At 63.0% G+C, this 19262-nt stretch carries 10 protein-coding genes and 2 rRNA genes (1 of these 12 running past the window's edge); 10 read left to right on the top strand and 2 right to left on the bottom strand.

Annotated elements, in window-relative coordinates; translation table 11 throughout:
• The 8 genes from HU719_RS16620 to yfiB all read left to right on the top strand — a co-directional run.
• A 23S ribosomal RNA gene (locus tag HU719_RS16620) occupies positions 1-2857 on the top strand (it extends 37 nt beyond the left edge of the window).
• A 133-nt stretch (positions 2858-2990) separates the two neighbouring features.
• A 5S ribosomal RNA gene (rrf, locus tag HU719_RS16615) occupies positions 2991-3106 on the top strand.
• A gap of 119 nt (positions 3107-3225) precedes the next feature.
• Entirely contained in the window at positions 3226-6708 is a 3483-nt protein-coding gene (gene recC, locus HU719_RS16610; protein ID WP_186536595.1) for an exodeoxyribonuclease V subunit gamma, read from the top strand.
• Positions 6705-10376, top strand: a complete 3672-nt coding sequence (gene recB, locus HU719_RS16605) for an exodeoxyribonuclease V subunit beta (protein ID WP_186536596.1) — start codon at positions 6705-6707, stop codon at positions 10374-10376. The genes recC and recB overlap by 4 nt, the downstream gene beginning before the upstream one ends.
• Positions 10373-12451, top strand: coding sequence for an exodeoxyribonuclease V subunit alpha (gene recD / locus HU719_RS16600; RefSeq protein ID WP_186536597.1), 2079 nt, complete (start codon positions 10373-10375; stop codon positions 12449-12451). Before recB ends, recD begins: the two co-directional genes overlap by 4 nt.
• 64 nt (positions 12452-12515) lie before the next feature.
• On the top strand, positions 12516-13091 hold the full coding sequence (gene yfiR, locus HU719_RS16595) for a regulatory sequestration protein YfiR (RefSeq protein ID WP_186536598.1): 576 nt from the start codon (positions 12516-12518) through the stop codon (positions 13089-13091).
• On the top strand, positions 13088-14359 hold the full coding sequence (dgcN, locus tag HU719_RS16590; protein WP_186536599.1) for a diguanylate cyclase DgcN/YfiN: 1272 nt from the start codon (positions 13088-13090) through the stop codon (positions 14357-14359). Before yfiR ends, dgcN begins: the two co-directional genes overlap by 4 nt.
• Positions 14360-14365: 6 nt before the next feature.
• Positions 14366-14863, top strand: a complete 498-nt coding sequence (gene yfiB / locus HU719_RS16585) for an outer membrane lipoprotein YfiB (protein WP_424804435.1) — start codon at positions 14366-14368, stop codon at positions 14861-14863.
• 62 nt (positions 14864-14925) lie between these two features.
• Here yfiB and HU719_RS16580 read toward each other — a convergent pair whose 3' ends face one another.
• Both HU719_RS16580 and HU719_RS16575 read right to left on the bottom strand, forming a co-directional pair.
• Complete coding sequence (locus HU719_RS16580) at positions 14926-15552, bottom strand: GTP-binding protein (RefSeq protein WP_186536600.1); 627 nt, start codon at positions 15550-15552, stop codon at positions 14926-14928.
• Positions 15553-15662: 110 nt separating this feature from the next.
• Entirely contained in the window at positions 15663-16607 is a 945-nt protein-coding gene (locus HU719_RS16575) for a LysR family transcriptional regulator (RefSeq protein ID WP_186520591.1), read from the bottom strand.
• Positions 16608-16741: 134 nt separating this feature from the next.
• Between HU719_RS16575 and HU719_RS16570 the strand changes: the two genes are divergently transcribed.
• Together HU719_RS16570 and mmsB are read left to right on the top strand one after the other, a co-directional pair.
• Positions 16742-18268 carry a CoA-acylating methylmalonate-semialdehyde dehydrogenase gene (locus tag HU719_RS16570; protein ID WP_186520590.1) on the top strand — a complete coding sequence of 509 codons (1527 nt, stop codon included), beginning with the start codon at positions 16742-16744 and terminating at the stop codon, positions 18266-18268.
• Between the two features lie 10 nt (positions 18269-18278).
• Positions 18279-19166, top strand: a complete 888-nt coding sequence (gene mmsB / locus HU719_RS16565) for a 3-hydroxyisobutyrate dehydrogenase (RefSeq protein WP_186520589.1) — start codon at positions 18279-18281, stop codon at positions 19164-19166.
• Positions 19167-19262: the final 96 nt, after the last annotated feature.

The raw sequence follows: 19262 nt of genomic DNA, 5'->3' as shown, positions 1-19262 counted from the left end.
AGTCAGAGGCGATGAAAGACGTGGTAGCCTGCGATAAGCTTTGGGGAGTCGGCAAACAGACTGTGATCCAGAGATCTCTGAATGGGGGAACCCACTCAGCATAAGCTGAGTATCTTGTACTGAATACATAGGTGCAAGAGGCGAACCAGGGGAACTGAAACATCTAAGTACCCTGAGGAAAAGAAATCAACCGAGATTCCCTTAGTAGTGGCGAGCGAACGGGGACCAGCCCTTAAGCTGGTTTGAGATTAGTGGAACGCTCTGGAAAGTGCGGCCATAGTGGGTGATAGCCCCGTACACGAAAATCTCTTGCCAGTGAAATCGAGTAGGACGGAGCACGAGAAACTTTGTCTGAACATGGGGGGACCATCCTCCAAGGCTAAATACTACTGACTGACCGATAGTGAACTAGTACCGTGAGGGAAAGGCGAAAAGAACCCCGGAGAGGGGAGTGAAATAGATCCTGAAACCGTATGCGTACAAGCAGTGGGAGCCTACTTTGTTAGGTGACTGCGTACCTTTTGTATAATGGGTCAGCGACTTATATTCAGTGGCGAGCTTAACCGAATAGGGGAGGCGTAGCGAAAGCGAGTCTTAATAGGGCGCTTTAGTCGCTGGGTATAGACCCGAAACCGGGCGATCTATCCATGGGCAGGTTGAAGGTTAGGTAACACTGACTGGAGGACCGAACCGACTACCGTTGAAAAGTTAGCGGATGACCTGTGGATCGGAGTGAAAGGCTAATCAAGCTCGGAGATAGCTGGTTCTCCTCGAAAGCTATTTAGGTAGCGCCTCATGTATCACTGTAGGGGGTAGAGCACTGTTTCGGCTAGGGGGTCATCCCGACTTACCAAACCGATGCAAACTCCGAATACCTACAAGTGCCGAGCATGGGAGACACACGGCGGGTGCTAACGTCCGTCGTGAAAAGGGAAACAACCCAGACCGTCAGCTAAGGTCCCAAAGTCATGGTTAAGTGGGAAACGATGTGGGAAGGCTTAGACAGCTAGGAGGTTGGCTTAGAAGCAGCCACCCTTTAAAGAAAGCGTAATAGCTCACTAGTCGAGTCGGCCTGCGCGGAAGATGTAACGGGGCTCAAACCATGCACCGAAGCTACGGGTATCATCTTATGATGATGCGGTAGAGGAGCGTTCTGTAAGCCTGTGAAGGTGAGTTGAGAAGCTTGCTGGAGGTATCAGAAGTGCGAATGCTGACATGAGTAACGACAATGGGAGTGAAAAACTCCCACGCCGAAAGACCAAGGTTTCCTGCGCAACGTTAATCGACGCAGGGTTAGTCGGTCCCTAAGGCGAGGCTGAAAAGCGTAGTCGATGGAAAACAGGTTAATATTCCTGTACTTCTAGTTATTGCGATGGAGGGACGGAGAAGGCTAGGCCAGCTTGGCGTTGGTTGTCCAAGTTTAAGGTGGTAGGCTGAGATCTTAGGCAAATCCGGGATCTCAAGGCCGAGAGCTGATGACGAGTGCTCATTAGAGCGCGAAGTGGTTGATGCCATGCTTCCAAGAAAAGCTCCTAAGCTTCAGATAACTAGGAACCGTACCCCAAACCGACACAGGTGGTTAGGTAGAGAATACCAAGGCGCTTGAGAGAACTCGGGTGAAGGAACTAGGCAAAATGGCACCGTAACTTCGGGAGAAGGTGCGCCGGCGAGGGTCAAGGACTTGCTCCGTAAGCCCATGCCGGTCGAAGATACCAGGCCGCTGCGACTGTTTATTAAAAACACAGCACTCTGCAAACACGAAAGTGGACGTATAGGGTGTGACGCCTGCCCGGTGCCGGAAGGTTAATTGATGGGGTTAGCGCAAGCGAAGCTCTTGATCGAAGCCCCGGTAAACGGCGGCCGTAACTATAACGGTCCTAAGGTAGCGAAATTCCTTGTCGGGTAAGTTCCGACCTGCACGAATGGCGTAACGATGGCGGCGCTGTCTCCACCCGAGACTCAGTGAAATTGAAATCGCTGTGAAGATGCAGTGTATCCGCGGCTAGACGGAAAGACCCCGTGAACCTTTACTATAGCTTTGCACTGGACTTTGAGCTTGCTTGTGTAGGATAGGTGGGAGGCTTTGAAGTGGGGACGCCAGTTCTCATGGAGCCATCCTTGAAATACCACCCTGGCAACCTTGAGGTTCTAACTCAGGTCCGTTATCCGGATCGAGGACAGTGTATGGTGGGTAGTTTGACTGGGGCGGTCTCCTCCCAAAGAGTAACGGAGGAGTACGAAGGTGCGCTCAGACCGGTCGGAAATCGGTCGTAGAGTATAAAGGCAAAAGCGCGCTTGACTGCGAGACAAACACGTCGAGCAGGTACGAAAGTAGGTCTTAGTGATCCGGTGGTTCTGTATGGAAGGGCCATCGCTCAACGGATAAAAGGTACTCCGGGGATAACAGGCTGATACCGCCCAAGAGTTCATATCGACGGCGGTGTTTGGCACCTCGATGTCGGCTCATCACATCCTGGGGCTGAAGCCGGTCCCAAGGGTATGGCTGTTCGCCATTTAAAGTGGTACGCGAGCTGGGTTTAGAACGTCGTGAGACAGTTCGGTCCCTATCTGCCGTGGACGTTTGAGATTTGAGAGGGGCTGCTCCTAGTACGAGAGGACCGGAGTGGACGAACCTCTGGTGTTCCGGTTGTCACGCCAGTGGCATTGCCGGGTAGCTATGTTCGGAAGAGATAACCGCTGAAAGCATCTAAGCGGGAAACTTGCCTCAAGATGAGATCTCACTGGGATCTTGAATCCCCTAAAGGGCCGTCGAAGACTACGACGTTGATAGGTTGGGTGTGTAAGCGCTGTGAGGCGTTGAGCTAACCAATACTAATTGCCCGTGAGGCTTGACCATATAACACCCAAGCAATTTGCGCGTAAGCCGAATTGTGGTGGTGAAGACGCATGAACCGAAAGTTCGCGGCACACACAAATCACATATCCGAATTCGCTGGGCTGTTCATCTGAACGGACTGGCTACCGAATTTCTTGACGACCATAGAGCATTGGAACCACCTGATCCCATCCCGAACTCAGTAGTGAAACGATGCATCGCCGATGGTAGTGTGGGGTTTCCCCATGTGAGAGTAGGTCATCGTCAAGATTCATTTCGCAAAACCCCTATCTGCGCATGCAGGTAGGGGTTTTGTCTTTTCCGAGTCGGAAAAAGAGCGGCCCGTGATATGGTTCCCCGGCAGAACCAACCCTCCCAGAGAGCGCTGAATGACCACCACTACCTCGCTGCATCCAGGCTTCATGATCGTCCAGGGCAATCGCCTGGATGAACTGCGCAACCTGGTGGTGAGTGTGATGCGCCGTTTCCCGCTGGCACCGCTAGAGAACGAAATCGCGTTGGTGCAGAGCAACGGCATTGCCCAGTGGCTCAAGCTCGCCTTGGCGCAAGACCCGCAAGATGACGATCAAGGCGGCTGCGGCATTGCTGCCGCCATAGATGTGCAGTTGCCGGGCAGCTTTATGTGGCAGCTCTACCGTCGGGTGCTGGGCCGCGACGAAATCCCTGAAGTGTCGTTGCTGGACAAGGCCCCGCTGACCTGGCGCCTGATGCGCTTGCTGCCCGAAGTGATCGAGCGCCCGCATTTCGAGCCGCTGCGGCGTTTTCTCACCGACGATACCGACCTGCGCAAGCGCTACCAACTGGCCGAGCGCCTTGCCGACCTTTTCGACCAATACCAGGTCTATCGCGCTGACTGGCTGAAAGACTGGGCCAGCGGCAACCACGTGATCAACACCGCCCGTGGCGAGCGCAAGCCCTTGGCGCCCGGCAACCGCTGGCAAGCCGAGCTCTGGCGGACCCTGCTCGAAGACGTGGGCGAGGCCGGCATGGCACAGAGCCGCGCCGGGGTGCACCAGCGCTTCATCGAACGCATCAACGGCCTGGAGCAAGCACCCAAGGGCCTGCCGGCACGCCTGATCGTGTTTGGTATTTCATCGTTGCCGGCCCAGATTCTCGAAGCCCTTGCCGGCCTTGCCCGCTTCAGCCAGGTGCTGCTGTGCGTGCACAACCCCTGCCGCCACCATTGGGGCGACATCGTTGCCGACAAAGACCTGCTGCGCCACCAGTACAAGCGCCAGCAGCGCAAGCAAGGCATGCCGCTGCAGCTGGACGATGAACTGCTGCACCAGCATGCTCACCCGTTGCTCGCAGCCTGGGGCAAGCAAGGCCGCGACTACATCAACCTGCTCGACAGCTACGACGACCCGGGCAGCTATCAAGGCGTATTCAGCGATGGGCGTATCGACCTGTTCAGCGAGGCCGACCCCAAGACCCTGCTGAACCAGCTGCAGGACGATATCCTCGAACTGCGCCCACTAAGCGAAACCCGCGAGCAGTGGCCAGCGGTCAACCCCGCCAAGGACCGCTCGGTACGCTTCCATATTGCCCACAGTCCGCAGCGTGAAGTCGAGATCCTTCACGACCAGTTGCTCGCCCGCTTCAGTGCCGACCCGCACCTGCGCCCGCGTGACATCATCGTCATGCTGCCCGCCATCGATACCTACGCCCCGCACATTCGGGCGGTATTCGGCCAACTGGATCGCAACGACCCACGCTATATCCCGTTCACCCTGACCGATCAGGGCCAACGTGGCCGCGACCCGCTGCTGATCGCCCTGGAACACCTGCTCAAGCTGCCAGACAGCCGCTTTGCAGTGAGTGAAGTGCTCGACCTGCTCGACGTGCCCGCTGTGCGCGCCCGCTTTGCCATCCAGGAAAGCGACCTGCCGACGCTGCACCGCTGGATCGAAGGCGCCGGCATCCGCTGGGGCCTCAATGCCCGGCAACGCGCTACCCTCGGCCTGCCCGAAGGGCTTGAGCAGAACAGCTGGCGTTTCGGCCTGCGGCGCATGCTGCTCGGCTATGCGGTGGGCATGGGCGAAGGCTGCGACGGCATCGAGCCGTTCGATGAGATCGGCGGCCTGGACGCCGCCCTGATTGGCCCGCTGGTCGCGTTGCTCGATGCCCTCGACGTCGCGTGCAATGTGTTGTCTGAGCCGGCCACTGCCACCCAATGGGGTGAGCGCCTGCACGCCTTGTTGCAGATTTTCTTCCTGGCCGAGCACGAGCACGATGAACTGCTGCTGGCCCAGTTGCAGGACCTGCGCGACACCTGGCTGCAGACGTGCGAATCGGTAGCCTTGAACGACCTGCTGCCCCTCACCGTGGTACGCGAGGCGTGGTTGTCGGGCCTGGACCAAGGCAAGCTGTCCCAGCGCTTTCTGGCAGGCTCGGTGAATTTCTGCACGCTGATGCCCATGCGCGCCATCCCGTTCCGTGTGGTTTGCCTGCTCGGCATGAACGACGGCGATTACCCGCGTGCGCAGCAACCGCTCGATTTCGACCTGATGGCCAGCGACTACCGCCCAGGCGACCGCTCACGCCGCGAGGACGACCGCTACCTGCTGCTCGAAGCGCTGCTGTCGGCCCGCGATCAGCTGTATGTCAGCTGGGTCGGGCGCAGCATCCGCGACAACAGCGAGCGCCCGGCCTCGGTATTGATCGGCCAGCTGCGCGACCACCTCGCGGCCGGCTGGCGACTGGCCGGCGCCCAGCACGACGAAAAGCACGACGCCGGCCAGCAACTGTTGCACGCACTGACCCAGGAACACCCGCTGCAACCTTTCAGCCAGCGCTACTTCCACAAGGGCAGCCCGCTGTTCAGCTTCGCCAACGAGTGGCTGGCCCTGCACGGCATCGACGCCAGCGCGCAGGCCGCGCCAGAAGCGCTGCCGCCCTACGAAAGCGACGAACCGCTGACGCTGATGCAATTGCAGGATTTTTTGCGCCACCCGGTCAGGCACTTCTTCAGCCAGCGCCTGAAAGTATTCTTCGAAGCCCTGGAAGCGCCCACCCCTGATGAAGAACCCTTCGTACTCGATGCCTTGCAGCGCTATGGCCTGAGTGAAAGCCTGCTGGGCGCCGCGCTGGCCGACCCCGACAACGCGGAACACGCGCTCAAGGCCCAGGCCCTCAAATTGCAGGCGTGTGGCCTGCTGCCGTTGGCCGGGTTTGGGGAGGCCCTGCAGGCCGAGCTGATCGAGCCGCTGCCCGACCTGCTACAGCGCCACCGGCAATTGCTGCAACGCTGGCCGAGCCTGGTCGAGGGCGCGCTGCCGATCCACTTCGAGCACGGTGGGCAGCGCCTGGAAGGCTGGCTCGGGCGCGTGTACCAGGCGCACGACCAGAGCCTGCTGAGCATCACCACCGTGCCCAACACGCTCAACGCCGGGCGTAACAACCTCAAGCGCCACCGGCTGATCCCCACCTGGGTGATGCACCTGGCGGCCTGCGCCTCAGGTTACCCGCTGCACAGCGCGCTGGTGGCCAGCGACCTGACGCTGCTACTTGCACCCTTGCCCCAGGCTGAAGCGGCCGAGCGCTTGGGCGAGCTGTTGGTTGCGCGCCAGGCGGCAATGAATGCACCGCTGCCGGTGGCGGCCAAAACCGCCTTCGCCTGGCTGGCCCAGGAAGACCCGGACAAAGCCCTGGCCGCTGCCGCCCGTGCCTACGAAGGTGACGGCCAGAACAGCTTTGGCGAGCGCAGCGAAAGCCTCGCCCTGGCCCGCCAGTACCGCGACTTTGCCGCGCTCAGCGAAGATGAAACCTTCGAAGGCTGGTGCGAAACCTTGTACCGGCCGCTGTTCGCTGCCCCCTGGCAAACCCTCGGCAACACGGAGAGCGCCCAATGAGCCAGGCCCGCCCATTGGCCTTGAGTTTCCCCTTGCACGGCAGCCAGCTGATCGAAGCCAGCGCCGGCACCGGCAAGACCTTCACCATCTCGGCGTTGTACCTGCGGCTGATCTTGGGCCATGGCGACGACCAGGCGTTCAGCCGCGAACTGCTGCCGCCGCAGATTCTCGTGGTGACCTTCACCGACGCCGCCACCAAAGAGCTGCGCGAGCGGATCCGCGCCCGCCTGGCGGAAGCTGCGCGGTTTTTCCGCGGCGAGCTTGCCGGCGCCGACCCGCTGCTGCACCTGCTGCGCGATGACTACCCCGAAGCGCACTGGCCGCGCTGTGCCAACCGCCTGGAAATTGCCGTGCAATGGATGGATGAGGCCGCCGTCTCGACCATCCACGGCTGGTGCCAGCGCATGCTGCGCGAGCACGCCTTCGACAGTGGCAGCCTGTTCACCCAGAGCCTGGAAACCGACCACAGCGAATTGCTCGGCCAAGTGGTTCGCGATTACTGGCGGCGCTTCTGCTACGGCATGCGCGGCGAGTCGCTGAACTGGGTGCGCAGCAACTGGGTCAGCCCCGACGCATTGTTGCCACGTATCCGCCCCCTGTTCGGGCGCATGCGCGCCGAGGTGAGCGAGCTTGAGCCACAGGCACTGATCGAAGCAGCCCTGCGCCTGCGCACCGAGCAGCTCGACCAGCTCAAGGCGCCCTGGGCTGTCTGGGCCGACGAGCTGCAGCAGATCTGCCGCGATGCCGTCGCGGCCAAGCACGCCGATGGCCGCAAGCTGCAAGCCCGCTACTTCGAACCGTGGTTCGACAAGCTGCGCGCCTGGGCCGGCGACGCGCAGGCGATGGAGCTGGACCTGGGCACCGGCTTCACGCGCCTGACCCCCGACGGCATGGCCGAAGCGTGGAAAGTCGGCGAGCCGCCGCAGCACCCGGGCCTGCAAGCCATGCATGGCCTGCGCGAGCAGTTGCAGAACCTGCCAACCCCCGATGCGCAATTGCTGGAGCACGCCGCAGGGTGGGTTTCGGCGCGCTTTGAGGTGGAAAAACGCCGCCGCGCCGAGATGGGCTTCGACGACATGCTGCTGCGCCTGCAACAGGCGCTGCGCAGCGAGGCGGGCGAGCGCCTGGCCGCGCTGATTCGCGAGCAGTTCCCGGTCGCGCTGATCGACGAGTTCCAGGACACGGACCCGGTGCAGTACGGCATCTTCGAGCGTATCTACCGCATCAGCGACAACAACCCCGACACCGGCCTGTTCATGATCGGCGACCCCAAGCAGGCGATCTACGCCTTCCGCGGCGCTGACATCTTCACCTACCTGGCCGCCCGGCGCGCCACCACCGGGCGCTTGCACAGCCTGGACACCAACTACCGCTCAAGCCAGGCCATGGTCGCTGCGGTCAACCGCGTGTTCATGCTGGCCGAACAGCGCGAGCAAGGCCGGGGCGCATTCCTGTTCCGCGCCAAGGGCGACAACCCGCTGCCGTTCATCGAGGTCAAAGCCAAGGGCCGCAGCGAGCAGTTGCAGATCGACGGCCAAGCGTGTCCGGCGCTGCAATGCTGGCAACTCCAAAGCGATGAGCCGGTCGCCAATACCCTGTACCGCCAGCGCATGGCCGCCAGTTGCGCAAGCCACATCGTTGCCTTGCTCAATGGCGGCCAGCAGGGCGTGACCGGCTTTGCCGATGAAGAGGGCAGGCTACGGCCATGCCTGCCGTCGGATATCGCCATCCTGGTGCGTGATGGGCGCGAGGCGCAGATGGTCCGCGCCGAGCTTGCCGCCCGTGACGTGCGCAGTGTGTATCTGTCCGACAAGGACTCGGTATTTGCCGCGCAAGAAGCCCATGACTTGCTGGCGTGGCTAAAGGCCTGCGCCGAACCCGACTCCGAGCGCCTGCTCAAGGCCGCGCTGGCCAGCCTTACCCTCGACCTGCCGCTGCGTGAGCTTGAGCGGCTGAACCAGGACGAGCGGGTCTGGGAAAACTGGGTCATGGATTTCCGTCGTTACCGCGAAACCTGGCAGCGCCAAGGCGTGTTGCCGATGTTGCGGCGCCTGTTGCATGACTTCCAGTTGCCGCGCAGCCTGATGGTTCGCAGCGACGGCGAGCGCGTGTTGACCAACCTGCTGCACCTGGCCGAGCTGCTGCAACAGGCCGCCGGTGAGCTGGATGGCGAGCAGGCGCTGATTCGGCACCTGGCCGAACACCTGGCCAATGCCGGGCAGGCCGGCGAGGAGCAGATACTGCGCCTTGAGAGCGATGAGCAGTTGGTCAAAGTGGTGACCATCCACAAGTCCAAAGGCCTTGAATACCCGTTGGTGTACCTGCCGTTCATCTGCACCGGCAAGCCCGTGGACGGCTCGCGCCTGCCGCTGGCCTGGCATGACGACGACGGCGCCAGCCAGCTGACCTTGACCCCCACCGCCCAGCAGATAGAGCGCGCCGACGACGAGCGCCTGGCCGAAGACCTGCGTCTGCTCTATGTGGCCCTGACCCGCGCCCAGCATGCCTGTTGGCTGGGCGTTGCCGATTTGAAGCGCGGCAGCCAGCGCAGCTCGCAATTGCACCGCTCGGCCTTGGGCTACCTGCTCGGCGGCGGCCAGCCCCTGGCTGCCTCCAGCCAGCTCGGCGAATGGTTGCAGGCACTCGGTAACGACATGCCTGCGATCAGCAGCGCGCCGCTGCCCGAGGCCGACGAGCAGCGCTACCGCATCCCTGCCAGCGAGCACGAGCTGTTGCCACCACGCAAGCCGCGCCGCGCGGCAGCCGAGAACTGGTGGATCGCCTCTTACAGCGCCTTGCGCGTGGGCGATCAGACCCTGGTCGCCGACAGCTCTCAGGCCCAGCAGCTACTCGATGACGAAGTGCTCGACAGCCAGTTGCTGCGCGAAGTCCCGGCCGAGGCCGGCGACATTCACCGCTTCCCCCGTGGCCCGGCGCCCGGTACTTTCCTTCATGGTTTGCTGGAATGGGCGGGCCGCGAAGGCTTTGCCGAGGTGGGCGCGCAGCCCGAGCAAATCGTGCGCACTGTCGGCCAGCGGTGTAACCGCCGCGACTGGAACGGCTGGATCCCGACCCTGACGCAATGGTTGCAGGCCATGCTGGTGCAGCCGATGCCGCTGCAGCAGGGCACCCTGACGTTGGCAGGCCTGAACCAGTACCAGATCGAGATGGAGTTCTGGTTCGCCAGCCATCAGGTCAATGTGCTGCAGCTCGACCACCTGGTGGCGCGCCACACCCATGATGGCGCTGCGCGACCCGCCCTCCAGCCGAGCCAGCTCAACGGCATGTTCAAAGGCTTCATCGACCTTGCCTTCGAGCTGGACGGGCGCTACTACGTGGCCGACTACAAGTCCAACTGGCTTGGCCCCGACGCCCAGGCCTACAACGCGCTGGCCATGGAGCAGGCGATCCTCGATCACCGTTACGACTTGCAGTACGTGCTCTACCTGCTGGCCCTGCATCGCCAGTTGCGTGCGCGGCTGCCAGATTACGACTACGACCGCCATGTTGGCGGTGCCTTGTTCATCTTCCTGCGTGGCGTCACCGCCGCAGGCCACGGCCTGTATCAGGCCCGCCCGCCACGGGCGCTGATCGAAGCGCTCGATGCGTTGTTCCGGGGCGAGCAAGCCCCGGAACAGCAGGACCTGTTTGCCGGAGCGGTGCCATGAGCCGAAGCCTTGCCGACCTGCTGCCCACCGCACTTCAGGCCGAGCACCTCAGTGCCCTGGCGCCACTGCGCGACAGCCTCGACCTGCTGGCCCTGCTCGACCGCTGGGTGGAACGCGGCTGGCTGCGTGCCCTGGACCGGGCCTTCGTGAGTTTTCTCGAAGAGCGCGCCCCCGGCAGTGACCCCTTGCTGCTGCTGGCCGCCGCACTGGCCAGCCACCAGTTGGGCCATGGGCATGTCTGCCTGGACCTTGCGCAAACCTTGGCCGAGCCCGATTTTGCCCTGTCGCTGCCGCCTGAGGGCGATGCCCTGGCCGGGCCATTGCTGCTGCCTTCGCAGCTGCTGGCTAGCCTCGACCTGGCTACCTGGCTGCAGCGCATCGGCGAAAGCCCGCTGGTGGCTGCTGCCGATGCCCCCGAGCAGCGCACCCGGCCATTGGTGCGCAGCGGCGAGCGGTTGTACCTGCGCCGCTACTGGGCCTATGAACGGCGCATTGATGCGGCGTTGCACCAGCGCCTGGCGCGCCATCAATCGCTGCAGCCCGACCTTGCCGAGCGCCTGGAGCAGCTGTTTGCCGGCGGTGCGCCCGCAGGCGAGGTGGACTGGCAGAAACTAGCCTGCGCCTTGGCGACCCGCGCAGGCTTCAGCGTAATAACGGGAGGTCCCGGCACCGGCAAGACCACCACTGTGGTGCGCCTGCTGGCCCTGCTGCAAGCGCCGGCAGTGGAGCAGGGCAGGCCCCTGCGCATCCGCCTGGCGGCGCCCACCGGCAAGGCGGCGGCGCGGCTGACCGAGTCCATCGGCCAACAGGTCGAGCGGTTGCAGGTCGACAGCAGCGTGCGCGCGCACATTCCCACTGAAGTCAGCACCGTTCACCGGCTGCTCGGCAGCCGTCCCGGCTCTCGGCATTTTCGGCATAACGCCGGTAACCCGCTGCCGCTGGATGTGCTGGTGGTCGACGAAGCGTCGATGATCGACCTGGAGATGATGGCCAACCTGCTCGATGCGCTGCCGCCTGCTGCCCGCCTGGTGCTGCTCGGCGACAAGGACCAGCTGGCCTCGGTCGAGGCGGGCGCGGTGCTCGGCGACCTGTGTCGCGACGCCGAAGAAGGCTGCTATTGGCCGCAGACGCTGAGCTGGCTGGAGCAGGTGGGTGGGCAGTCACTGGCGGCAACCGGCCTGACCGCTGCCGTGGCGCCCAGCAAGCCGTTGGCCCAGCAAATTGTCATGCTGCGCCACTCGCGGCGCTTTGGCGAAGGCAGCGGCATCGGCCAGTTGGCGCGGCTGGTCAACCGCCAGCAGGCGCCCGAAGCCCGCGAAATGCTGGCCAGCGCGCCTGCCGATGTGTTCTGCCTGACCCTGGGCGGCGAGCACGACAAGCGCTTCGACCGCCTGCTGCTGGACGGCCTCAATCGCGGCGCCGACGGCCCGCAGGGCTATCGCAGCTACCTGCGCGCCATCGGCCGCCTGCGCCCGCCGCCCGGTACTGGCGCCGATGATCCGCGCTGGGAACACTGGGCGGCCGAGGTGCTGCACAGCTTCGAGGACTTCCAGTTGCTGTGTGCGGTGCGCCGTGGCGCCTGGGGTGTCGAGGGCCTGAACGAACGGGTCGCGCGGGTGCTGCACAACGCCGGGCTGATCGACAGCCAGCAAGCCTGGTACGAAGGCCGCCCGGTATTGGTCACCCGCAATGACTACGGCCTTGGCTTGATGAACGGCGACATCGGCATCGCCTTGCGTTTGCCCGATGACCAGGGCCAGGCGCTGCTGCGGGTGGCGTTCCCACGCAACGACGGCAGCGGCGGGGTGCGCTTCGTGCTGCCCAGCCGGCTCAACGAGGTGGAAACCGTATTCGCCATGACCGTGCACAAGTCCCAGGGCTCGGAGTTCGCCCATACCGCGCTGGTGCTGCCGGATGCGTTGAACCCGGTGCTGACCAAAGAGCTGGTGTACACCGGTATCACCCGTGCCAAGCATTGCTTCAGCCTGATCGAGCCGCGTGCCGGGGTATTCGAAGACACTGTGGCGCGTAAGGTACGGCGGGTTTCCGGGCTGATGTTGGAGCACACGCAGTGATGGCACACAGCGGCACTATGCTATCGTTGCGGCATTACTTGGTAACACACTGAGAGAACCGCCCATGACCGTGGCAGTGTCGGCCTTGAGACGAGTGACGGACCCTGCGCTCTCGCTGCTGCTGGCCACGCTGTTGCTGTTTGGCACCTGCGCCCATGCCGACAGCGGCGCCGCTGTCGCCCAGGCCCAGCAGCGCGCCAAGGCGGTCACCCATGTGGTGCTGGGCATCCTTGGCTACGCCCGCTGGCCCAACACCCCCAACCCGCTGCGCTTGTGCCTGGTCGGCCCCACGGAATATGCCGACGACCTGATCAAGGGCAACCTGCAGAATTCCGGGCAGCCGTTGCAGGTGCGCCGCCTGCTGGCCGATGACGCAAGCGTGGCCCAGGCCTGCGACGCGGTGTACATCGGCAAGCTCGACACGGCCCAGCGCGGGCGCCTGTTCACCACCCTGACGGGCCAGCCGGTGCTCAGCATCAGCGAGGCCGATGACCCGTGCACGGTCGGCAGCCTGTTCTGCCTGCGGGTCAGCGACCAGCAGGTCGCGTTCGAGGTCAACCTGGATTCGGTCGCGCGCAGCGGCGTGCGCATTCACCCCAGCGTGCTGCAGTTGTCGCGGCGCCGGGCGGTGCAGCCGTGAAGCGTAGGACGTTGCGCTACCCGTTGCCGACCTTGCGCTCGGTGCTTGGGCGTGGCCACCTGTGTGTCGCGCTGCTGGCTGCGGGCCTTGCCGGGGTGCTGGTGACGCTGCTCGGGGTGGCGGCGCTACGGGTGTACGCCAGCCACAATCTGGACCTGATCGCCCGCTCCATCAGCTACACCGTCGAGGCCGCCGTGGTGTTCGATGACAGCGCAGCGGCCAACGAGGCACTGGCGCTGATCGCCAGCAATGAAGAAGTGGCCGACGCCAAGGTGTACGGCAAGGACGGCGTATTGCTGGCGCGCTGGCAGCGCGACGACGCGGGCCTGTTTGCGCAGTTGCAGGCGCAGGTGGCCGACACACTGCTCGAAGACCCGATCAACCTGCCGATACAACATATGGGGCAGCCAGTCGGCCACGTCGAGCTGACCGGGCAGGGCGGTAGCCTGATGCGTTTTCTGCTCAGCGGGCTGGGCGGTATTCTGCTGTGCAGCGTGGTCAGTGCGCTGCTGGCGCTGTACCTGTCGCGGCGTGTGTTCGGCAATATCATCCGCCCGCTGCGCCATCTTGCCAGCGTTGCCCACGCCGCTCGGCGCGAGCGCAGTTTCGACCGCCGCGTGCCGCCGACCGGCATCGCCGAACTGAATGAACTGGGCAACGACTTCAACGCCTTGCTCGATGAACTGGAAGCCTGGCAGAGCCACCTGCAAAGCGAGAACCAGACGCTCGCCCACCAGGCCAGCCACGACAGCCTGACCGGCCTGCCCAACCGCGCCTATTTTGAAGGCCGCCTGCACCGCTGCCTGCGCAACGCCGCACAGCATCAGGGGCAGGTGGCGCTGTTGTTCCTCGACAGCGACCACTTCAAGCAGATCAACGACCGCCTTGGCCATGCCGTGGGCGATGAAGTGCTGATCAGTGTCGCCAGCCGGGTACGCGCGCAGTTGCGCGAGCACGACCTGGTGGCGCGGCTGGGCGGTGACGAGTTCGCCGTACTGCTAAGCCCCCTGCCGGCCCGCGAAGACGCCCAGCGCATCGCCGAAAAGGTGGTGAGCAGCATGCAGGTGCCGATCCAGCTGAGCGATGGCAGCAGCATCACCACCTCGTTGAGCGTGGGCATCGCGTTTTACCCGGACGACGGCCACGACCCGGCCAGTCTGCTCAATGCCGCCGATGCGGCGATGTACCAGGCCAAGCGCAAGCGCCGTGGCCAATGGCAAGTGGCGCAGACGGAAAGCTGCGCCGCTGATGGAAAAAACAGGAGCTGAACCGTGATCGAGCGTGTGTTGAATGTCCGTATTGCCCTGCTGGCCTTGTTGCTGGCCGTGCTGGCGCTACAAGGCTGCCAGAGCGTGCCGCCCAAAGGCCTGAGCCCTGAGCAGATTGCCGTGCTCAAACGCGAAGGCTTTGCCCCTACCGATGAAGGCTGGGCCTTCGACTTGTCGGGCAAGGTGCTGTTCGGCAGCGACGTGGACGGCCTCAACAGCCAGAGCCAGGCCATCGTCGAGCGCATTGGCAAAGCCTTGCTGTCGGTCGATATCCAGCAGGTGCGTATCGACGGCCATGCCGATGCATCGGGCAAGGCCGCCTACAACCAGCAACTCTCCGAGCGCCGCGCCCAAAGCGTTGCCAATGCCCTGACCGGTATCGGCATGCAGGCGCAGAACATCAAGACCCGCGGGCTCGGCAGCAGCCAGCCGGTGGCCGACAACCGCACCGGGGCTGGGCGGATGGAGAACCGGCGGGTGTCGATTGTGGTGGCGTCGGATTGAAGGGGCTAGTTGTGCTGCAAGTGGTGGTCCTAAACGGCCCCGGCCTATTAAATCGGGCAGTGTTATGACTCCCCGAGAGGTCCGCGTTCGGGCAGAGGAATCTCCGCTTCAATGTTGCCCATTAGCAGGTATACAGGGCAATCAAGTTCGTCATTATTTGCAGTAAGCGCAGACCCGGCCTGAAAGTGCGCGTCATCGCCGTTAAATCCTTCAGCGTTCAAAAGGTCACTAATTTTCATTTCCATCAGCTCCAGTAATTCTGGGTCCATGGTCTCAACTTTTTTGTTTAGGAAGACCACGAGGTGCTCTACGCCTGCCGCTCGGCACAGTTTTAACTGCGTTTTGACGACCAGCATAGAGTCATCAGTTTGTGAGCAAACCAGGATGGCACCGTCAACCTTGGCTGCACCACTTTCCAAATATTTCACACAGTCAGTGTGATCTGGAAAATCTAACTGCCTGCAGATGCGGTTGTGCGTCTCATACTCCACACGAGCAACTTTATAGCGCGCGTTGCCACTTATTTCTTCTTTCCCCTCACACAGGTCTTTGTATTCCGCTCTGGTTGTCGCATAAAACTTCGCGCTGTAATGAGTCAGCGCGGCGGTGAGGGTTGTCTTGCCTTGGCCTGCATCGCCGATCACGATCAGGTTCAGGCACGGCTTGGTTCTCCCAGAGTTTGATTGCATGACCGTCACTCCTTGAAAGTGTATTCAAGAACATTTGGCGCCCTCCGCGGAGCTTGGTCTACTGGCAAAAATGACAGGTCGGCAACCCCTCAGTGCCGCATATCCCACTTTCAAGCAAACCTCATTTCCCGCGTCTCGCCCATCAATAGCGGCGCATTGGCTTCGGTCACCTCGCGGATGTAATCCCACAGCAGGGTAATGCGCTTCAATTTGCGCAAATCCTCCCGGCAATACATCCAGAATTGCCGCGTCACCTCGATCTGCTCCGGCAACACCGTCACCAACCGTGGGTCCTGGGCGGCCAGGAAGCAGGGCAGGATCGCCAGGCCGCGCCCTTGCAGGGCGGCGGTGTACTGGGCAATCACGCTGGTGCTGCGCAGGTGCGCCTGGGCGTTGGGGATGAGGTTGGCCAGGTACAGAAGCTCCGAGCTGAACGCCAGGTCGTCCACATAGCTGATGAACGGATGGCTGGCCAGGTCTGCCAGGGTGTTGATTGGCGCATGGTTGTCGAGGTAACCCTGGGTGGCGTACAGGCGCAGGCGGTAGTCGCACAGCTTGCAGCACACATAGGGGCCGTGCTCGGGGCGCTCCAAGGCGATGACGATGTCGGCCTCGCGCTTTGACAGGCTGATGAAGTGCGGCAGCGGCAGGATGTCGACCGAGATCGCCGGCCAGGCATCGACGAAATGGCTCAGTTGCGGGGTGACAAAGAAACTGCCAAAGCCCTCGGTACAGCCCATGCGCACATGCCCCGACAACGCGACCCCGGAGCCCGACACTTGCTCGCAAGCCATGTGCAGCGTGCTCTCGATGGCCTCGGCGTAACCCAGCAGGCGCTGGCCCTCGGCGGTCAGCACAAAGCCGCTGGTGCGGGATTTTTCGAACAATAACGTGCCCAGCGCCCCTTCCAGCGAGCTGATGCGCCGCGACACCGTGGTGTAGTCCACCGCCAGGCGCTTGGCGGCGCTGCTGGCCTTGCGGGTGCGCGCTACCTCAAGAAAGAACTTGAGGTCGTCCCAGTTCAGCGCGCTCAGGGAGGTGAGGTCTTTTTGCATGATGATCCGGTTTTTTTGTTGATTCTTGTTGGATGTTTGCACATCTATACTCGAACTCAGCCCCTACACGCCACCCCGTGGTCATTCCGGGCGCTGGCATCATCGCTGCGACAATAATTCCAAGGAGAGCGCAGATGAACGCACCGCACACCCCAGACCAGACCCAGGTCGAGCAGGTCAAGCTGTTGATCGACGGCCAATGGGTCGAGTCGAAAACCCGCGAATGGCGCGACATCGTCAACCCGGCAACCCAGCAAGTGCTGGCGCGGGTGCCGTTTGCCACTGCCGAGGAGGTAAGCGCCGCCGTCGCCGCCGCCGAGCGCGCCTTCAAGACCTGGCGCGACACCCCGATTGGCGCGCGCATGCGCATCATGCTCAAGCTGCAGGCGCTGATCCGTGAGCACAGCAAGCGCATCGCCCAGACCCTCAGCGCTGAACAGGGCAAGACCATTGCCGACGCCGAGGGCGATATTTTCCGCGGCCTTGAAGTGGTCGAGCACGCCGCTTCAATCGGCACCCTGCAAATGGGCGAATTTGCCGAAAACGTGGCCGGCGGCGTAGATACCTACACCCTGCGCCAGCCTATCGGTGTGTGCGCCGGCATCACCCCGTTCAACTTCCCGGCGATGATCCCGCTGTGGATGTTCCCCATGGCCATCGTCTGTGGCAATACCTTCGTGCTCAAGCCGTCCGAACAGGACCCGCTGTCCACCGTGATGCTGGTGGAGCTGGCGCTGGAAGCCGGGGTGCCGGCGGGCGTGCTCAACGTGGTGCACGGCGGCAAGGAGGTGGTCGATGCCATCTGCACCCACCCGGACATCAAGGCGATTTCGTTCGTTGGCTCCACCGAGGTCGGCACCCACGTCTACAACCTCGGCAGCCAGCACGGCAAGCGCGTGCAGTCGATGATGGGCGCCAAGAACCACGCCGTGGTGCTGCCTGACGCCAACCGCACGCAGACCGTCAACGCCTTGGTCGGCGCTGCGTTCGGCGCCGCCGGCCAGCGCTGCATGGCCACCTCGGTCGCGGTGCTGGTGGGCAAGGCCCGCGAGTGGCTGCCGGACATCAAGGAAGCGGCGTCCAAACTCAAGGTCAACGCCGGCTGCGAGCCTGGCACCGATGTCGGCCCGGTGGTGTCCCGGCGCGCCAAGGAGCGCGTGTTGGGGCTGATCGAGAGCGGCATCAAGGAAGGCGCCACGCTCGAACTCGATGGCCGCGATGTGCAAGTGCCGGGCTATGAGCAAGGCAACTTCATTGGCCCGACCCTGTTCTCCGGCGTGACCACCGACATGCAGGTGTACACCCAGGAGATCTTCGGCCCGGTGCTGGTGACCCTGACTGTCGATACCCTCGATGAGGCCATCGCGCTGGTCAACGCCAACCCGTTCGGCAACGGCACAGGCCTGTTCACGCAAAGCGGCGCGGCGGCGCGCAAGTTCCAGAGCGAGATCGACATCGGCCAGGTGGGTATCAACATCCCGATCCCGGTGCCTGTGCCTTATTTCAGCTTTACCGGCTCGCGCGGCTCCAAGCTCGGCGACCTCGGCCCGTACGGCAAACAAGTGGTGCAGTTCTACACTCAGACCAAGACCGTCACCGCCCGCTGGTTCGATGACGACAGCGTCAACGACGGTGTGAACACCACCATCAGCCTGCGCTAAGGAGTTCGCCATGCGTATTGCATTCATCGGCCTGGGCAACATGGGCGCGCCCATGGCCCGCAACCTGATCAAGGCCGGGCATCAGTTGCAGCTGTTCGACCTCAACCAGAGCGTGCTGGCCGAGCTTGCCGAACTGGGCGGGCAGATCAGCCGTTCTCCCAAGGACGCGGCGGCCAACAGCGAGTTGGTGATCACCATGCTGCCGGCTGCGGCCCATGTGCGTGGGGTTTACCTGAACGACGACGGCGTGCTGGCGGGGATCAAGCCCGGCACTCCGACGGTGGACTGCAGCACCATCGACCCGCAGACCGCCCGCGATGTGTCCAAGGCGGCCGCCGCCAAAGGCATCGACATGGGTGATGCGCCGGTCTCCGGCGGCACCGGGGGCGCGGCGGCCGGCACCTTGACCTTCATGGTGGGCGCCAGTGCCGAACTGTTCGCCACCCTCAAGCCGGTGCTGGAGCAGATGGGCCGCAACATCGTGCACTGTGGTGAGGTGGGGACCGGGCAGATTGCCAAGATCTGCAACAACCTGCTGCTGGGCATTTCGATGATCGGTGTGTCCGAGGCCATGGCCTTGGGCAACGCGCTGGGCATCGACACCCAGGTGCTGGCCGGCATCATCAACAGCTCGACCGGGCGTTGCTGGAGTTCAGACACCTATAACCCGTGGCCTGGCGTGATCGAGACAGCGCCGGCGGCACGCGGTTATACCGGTGGCTTTGGCGCCGAACTGATGCTCAAGGATTTGGGCCTGGCCACTGAAGCTGCCCGCCAGGCGCACCAGCCGGTGATCCTCGGCGCGGTGGCGCAGCAGCTGTATCAGGCCATGAGCCTGCGCGGTGACGGCGGCAAGGATTTCTCGGCGATCGTCGAGGGGTATCGCAAGAAGGATTGATTCGACAAGCGAGTTAGATCGCGGGGCCGTGTGCCTTTCCTCTGCAACTGAGCACCAGGGGAAAGGCATCCGGCCCCGCGTTTTTTTGCTCAGCCT

It is taken from the genome of Pseudomonas farsensis (assembly GCF_014268805.2).
Taxonomy (GTDB): domain Bacteria; phylum Pseudomonadota; class Gammaproteobacteria; order Pseudomonadales; family Pseudomonadaceae; genus Aquipseudomonas; species Aquipseudomonas farsensis.
Note: the sequence above shows the minus strand (reverse complement) of the source record. Positions and strands in the feature narration are given on the sequence as shown.

Coding starts and splice junctions, on each gene's coding strand:
- recB (WP_186536596.1), top strand. CDS start 6,705: ATGAGCCAGGCCCGCCCATTGGCCTTGAGTTTCCCCTTGCACGGCAGC.
- yfiR (WP_186536598.1), top strand. CDS start 12,516: ATGACCGTGGCAGTGTCGGCCTTGAGACGAGTGACGGACCCTGCGCTC.
- HU719_RS16580 (WP_186536600.1), bottom strand. CDS start 15,552: ATGCAATCAAACTCTGGGAGAACCAAGCCGTGCCTGAACCTGATCGTG.
- recD (WP_186536597.1), top strand. CDS start 10,373: ATGAGCCGAAGCCTTGCCGACCTGCTGCCCACCGCACTTCAGGCCGAG.
- recC (WP_186536595.1), top strand. CDS start 3,226: ATGACCACCACTACCTCGCTGCATCCAGGCTTCATGATCGTCCAGGGC.
- HU719_RS16570 (WP_186520590.1), top strand. CDS start 16,742: ATGAACGCACCGCACACCCCAGACCAGACCCAGGTCGAGCAGGTCAAG.
- HU719_RS16575 (WP_186520591.1), bottom strand. CDS start 16,607: ATGCAAAAAGACCTCACCTCCCTGAGCGCGCTGAACTGGGACGACCTC.
- mmsB (WP_186520589.1), top strand. CDS start 18,279: ATGCGTATTGCATTCATCGGCCTGGGCAACATGGGCGCGCCCATGGCC.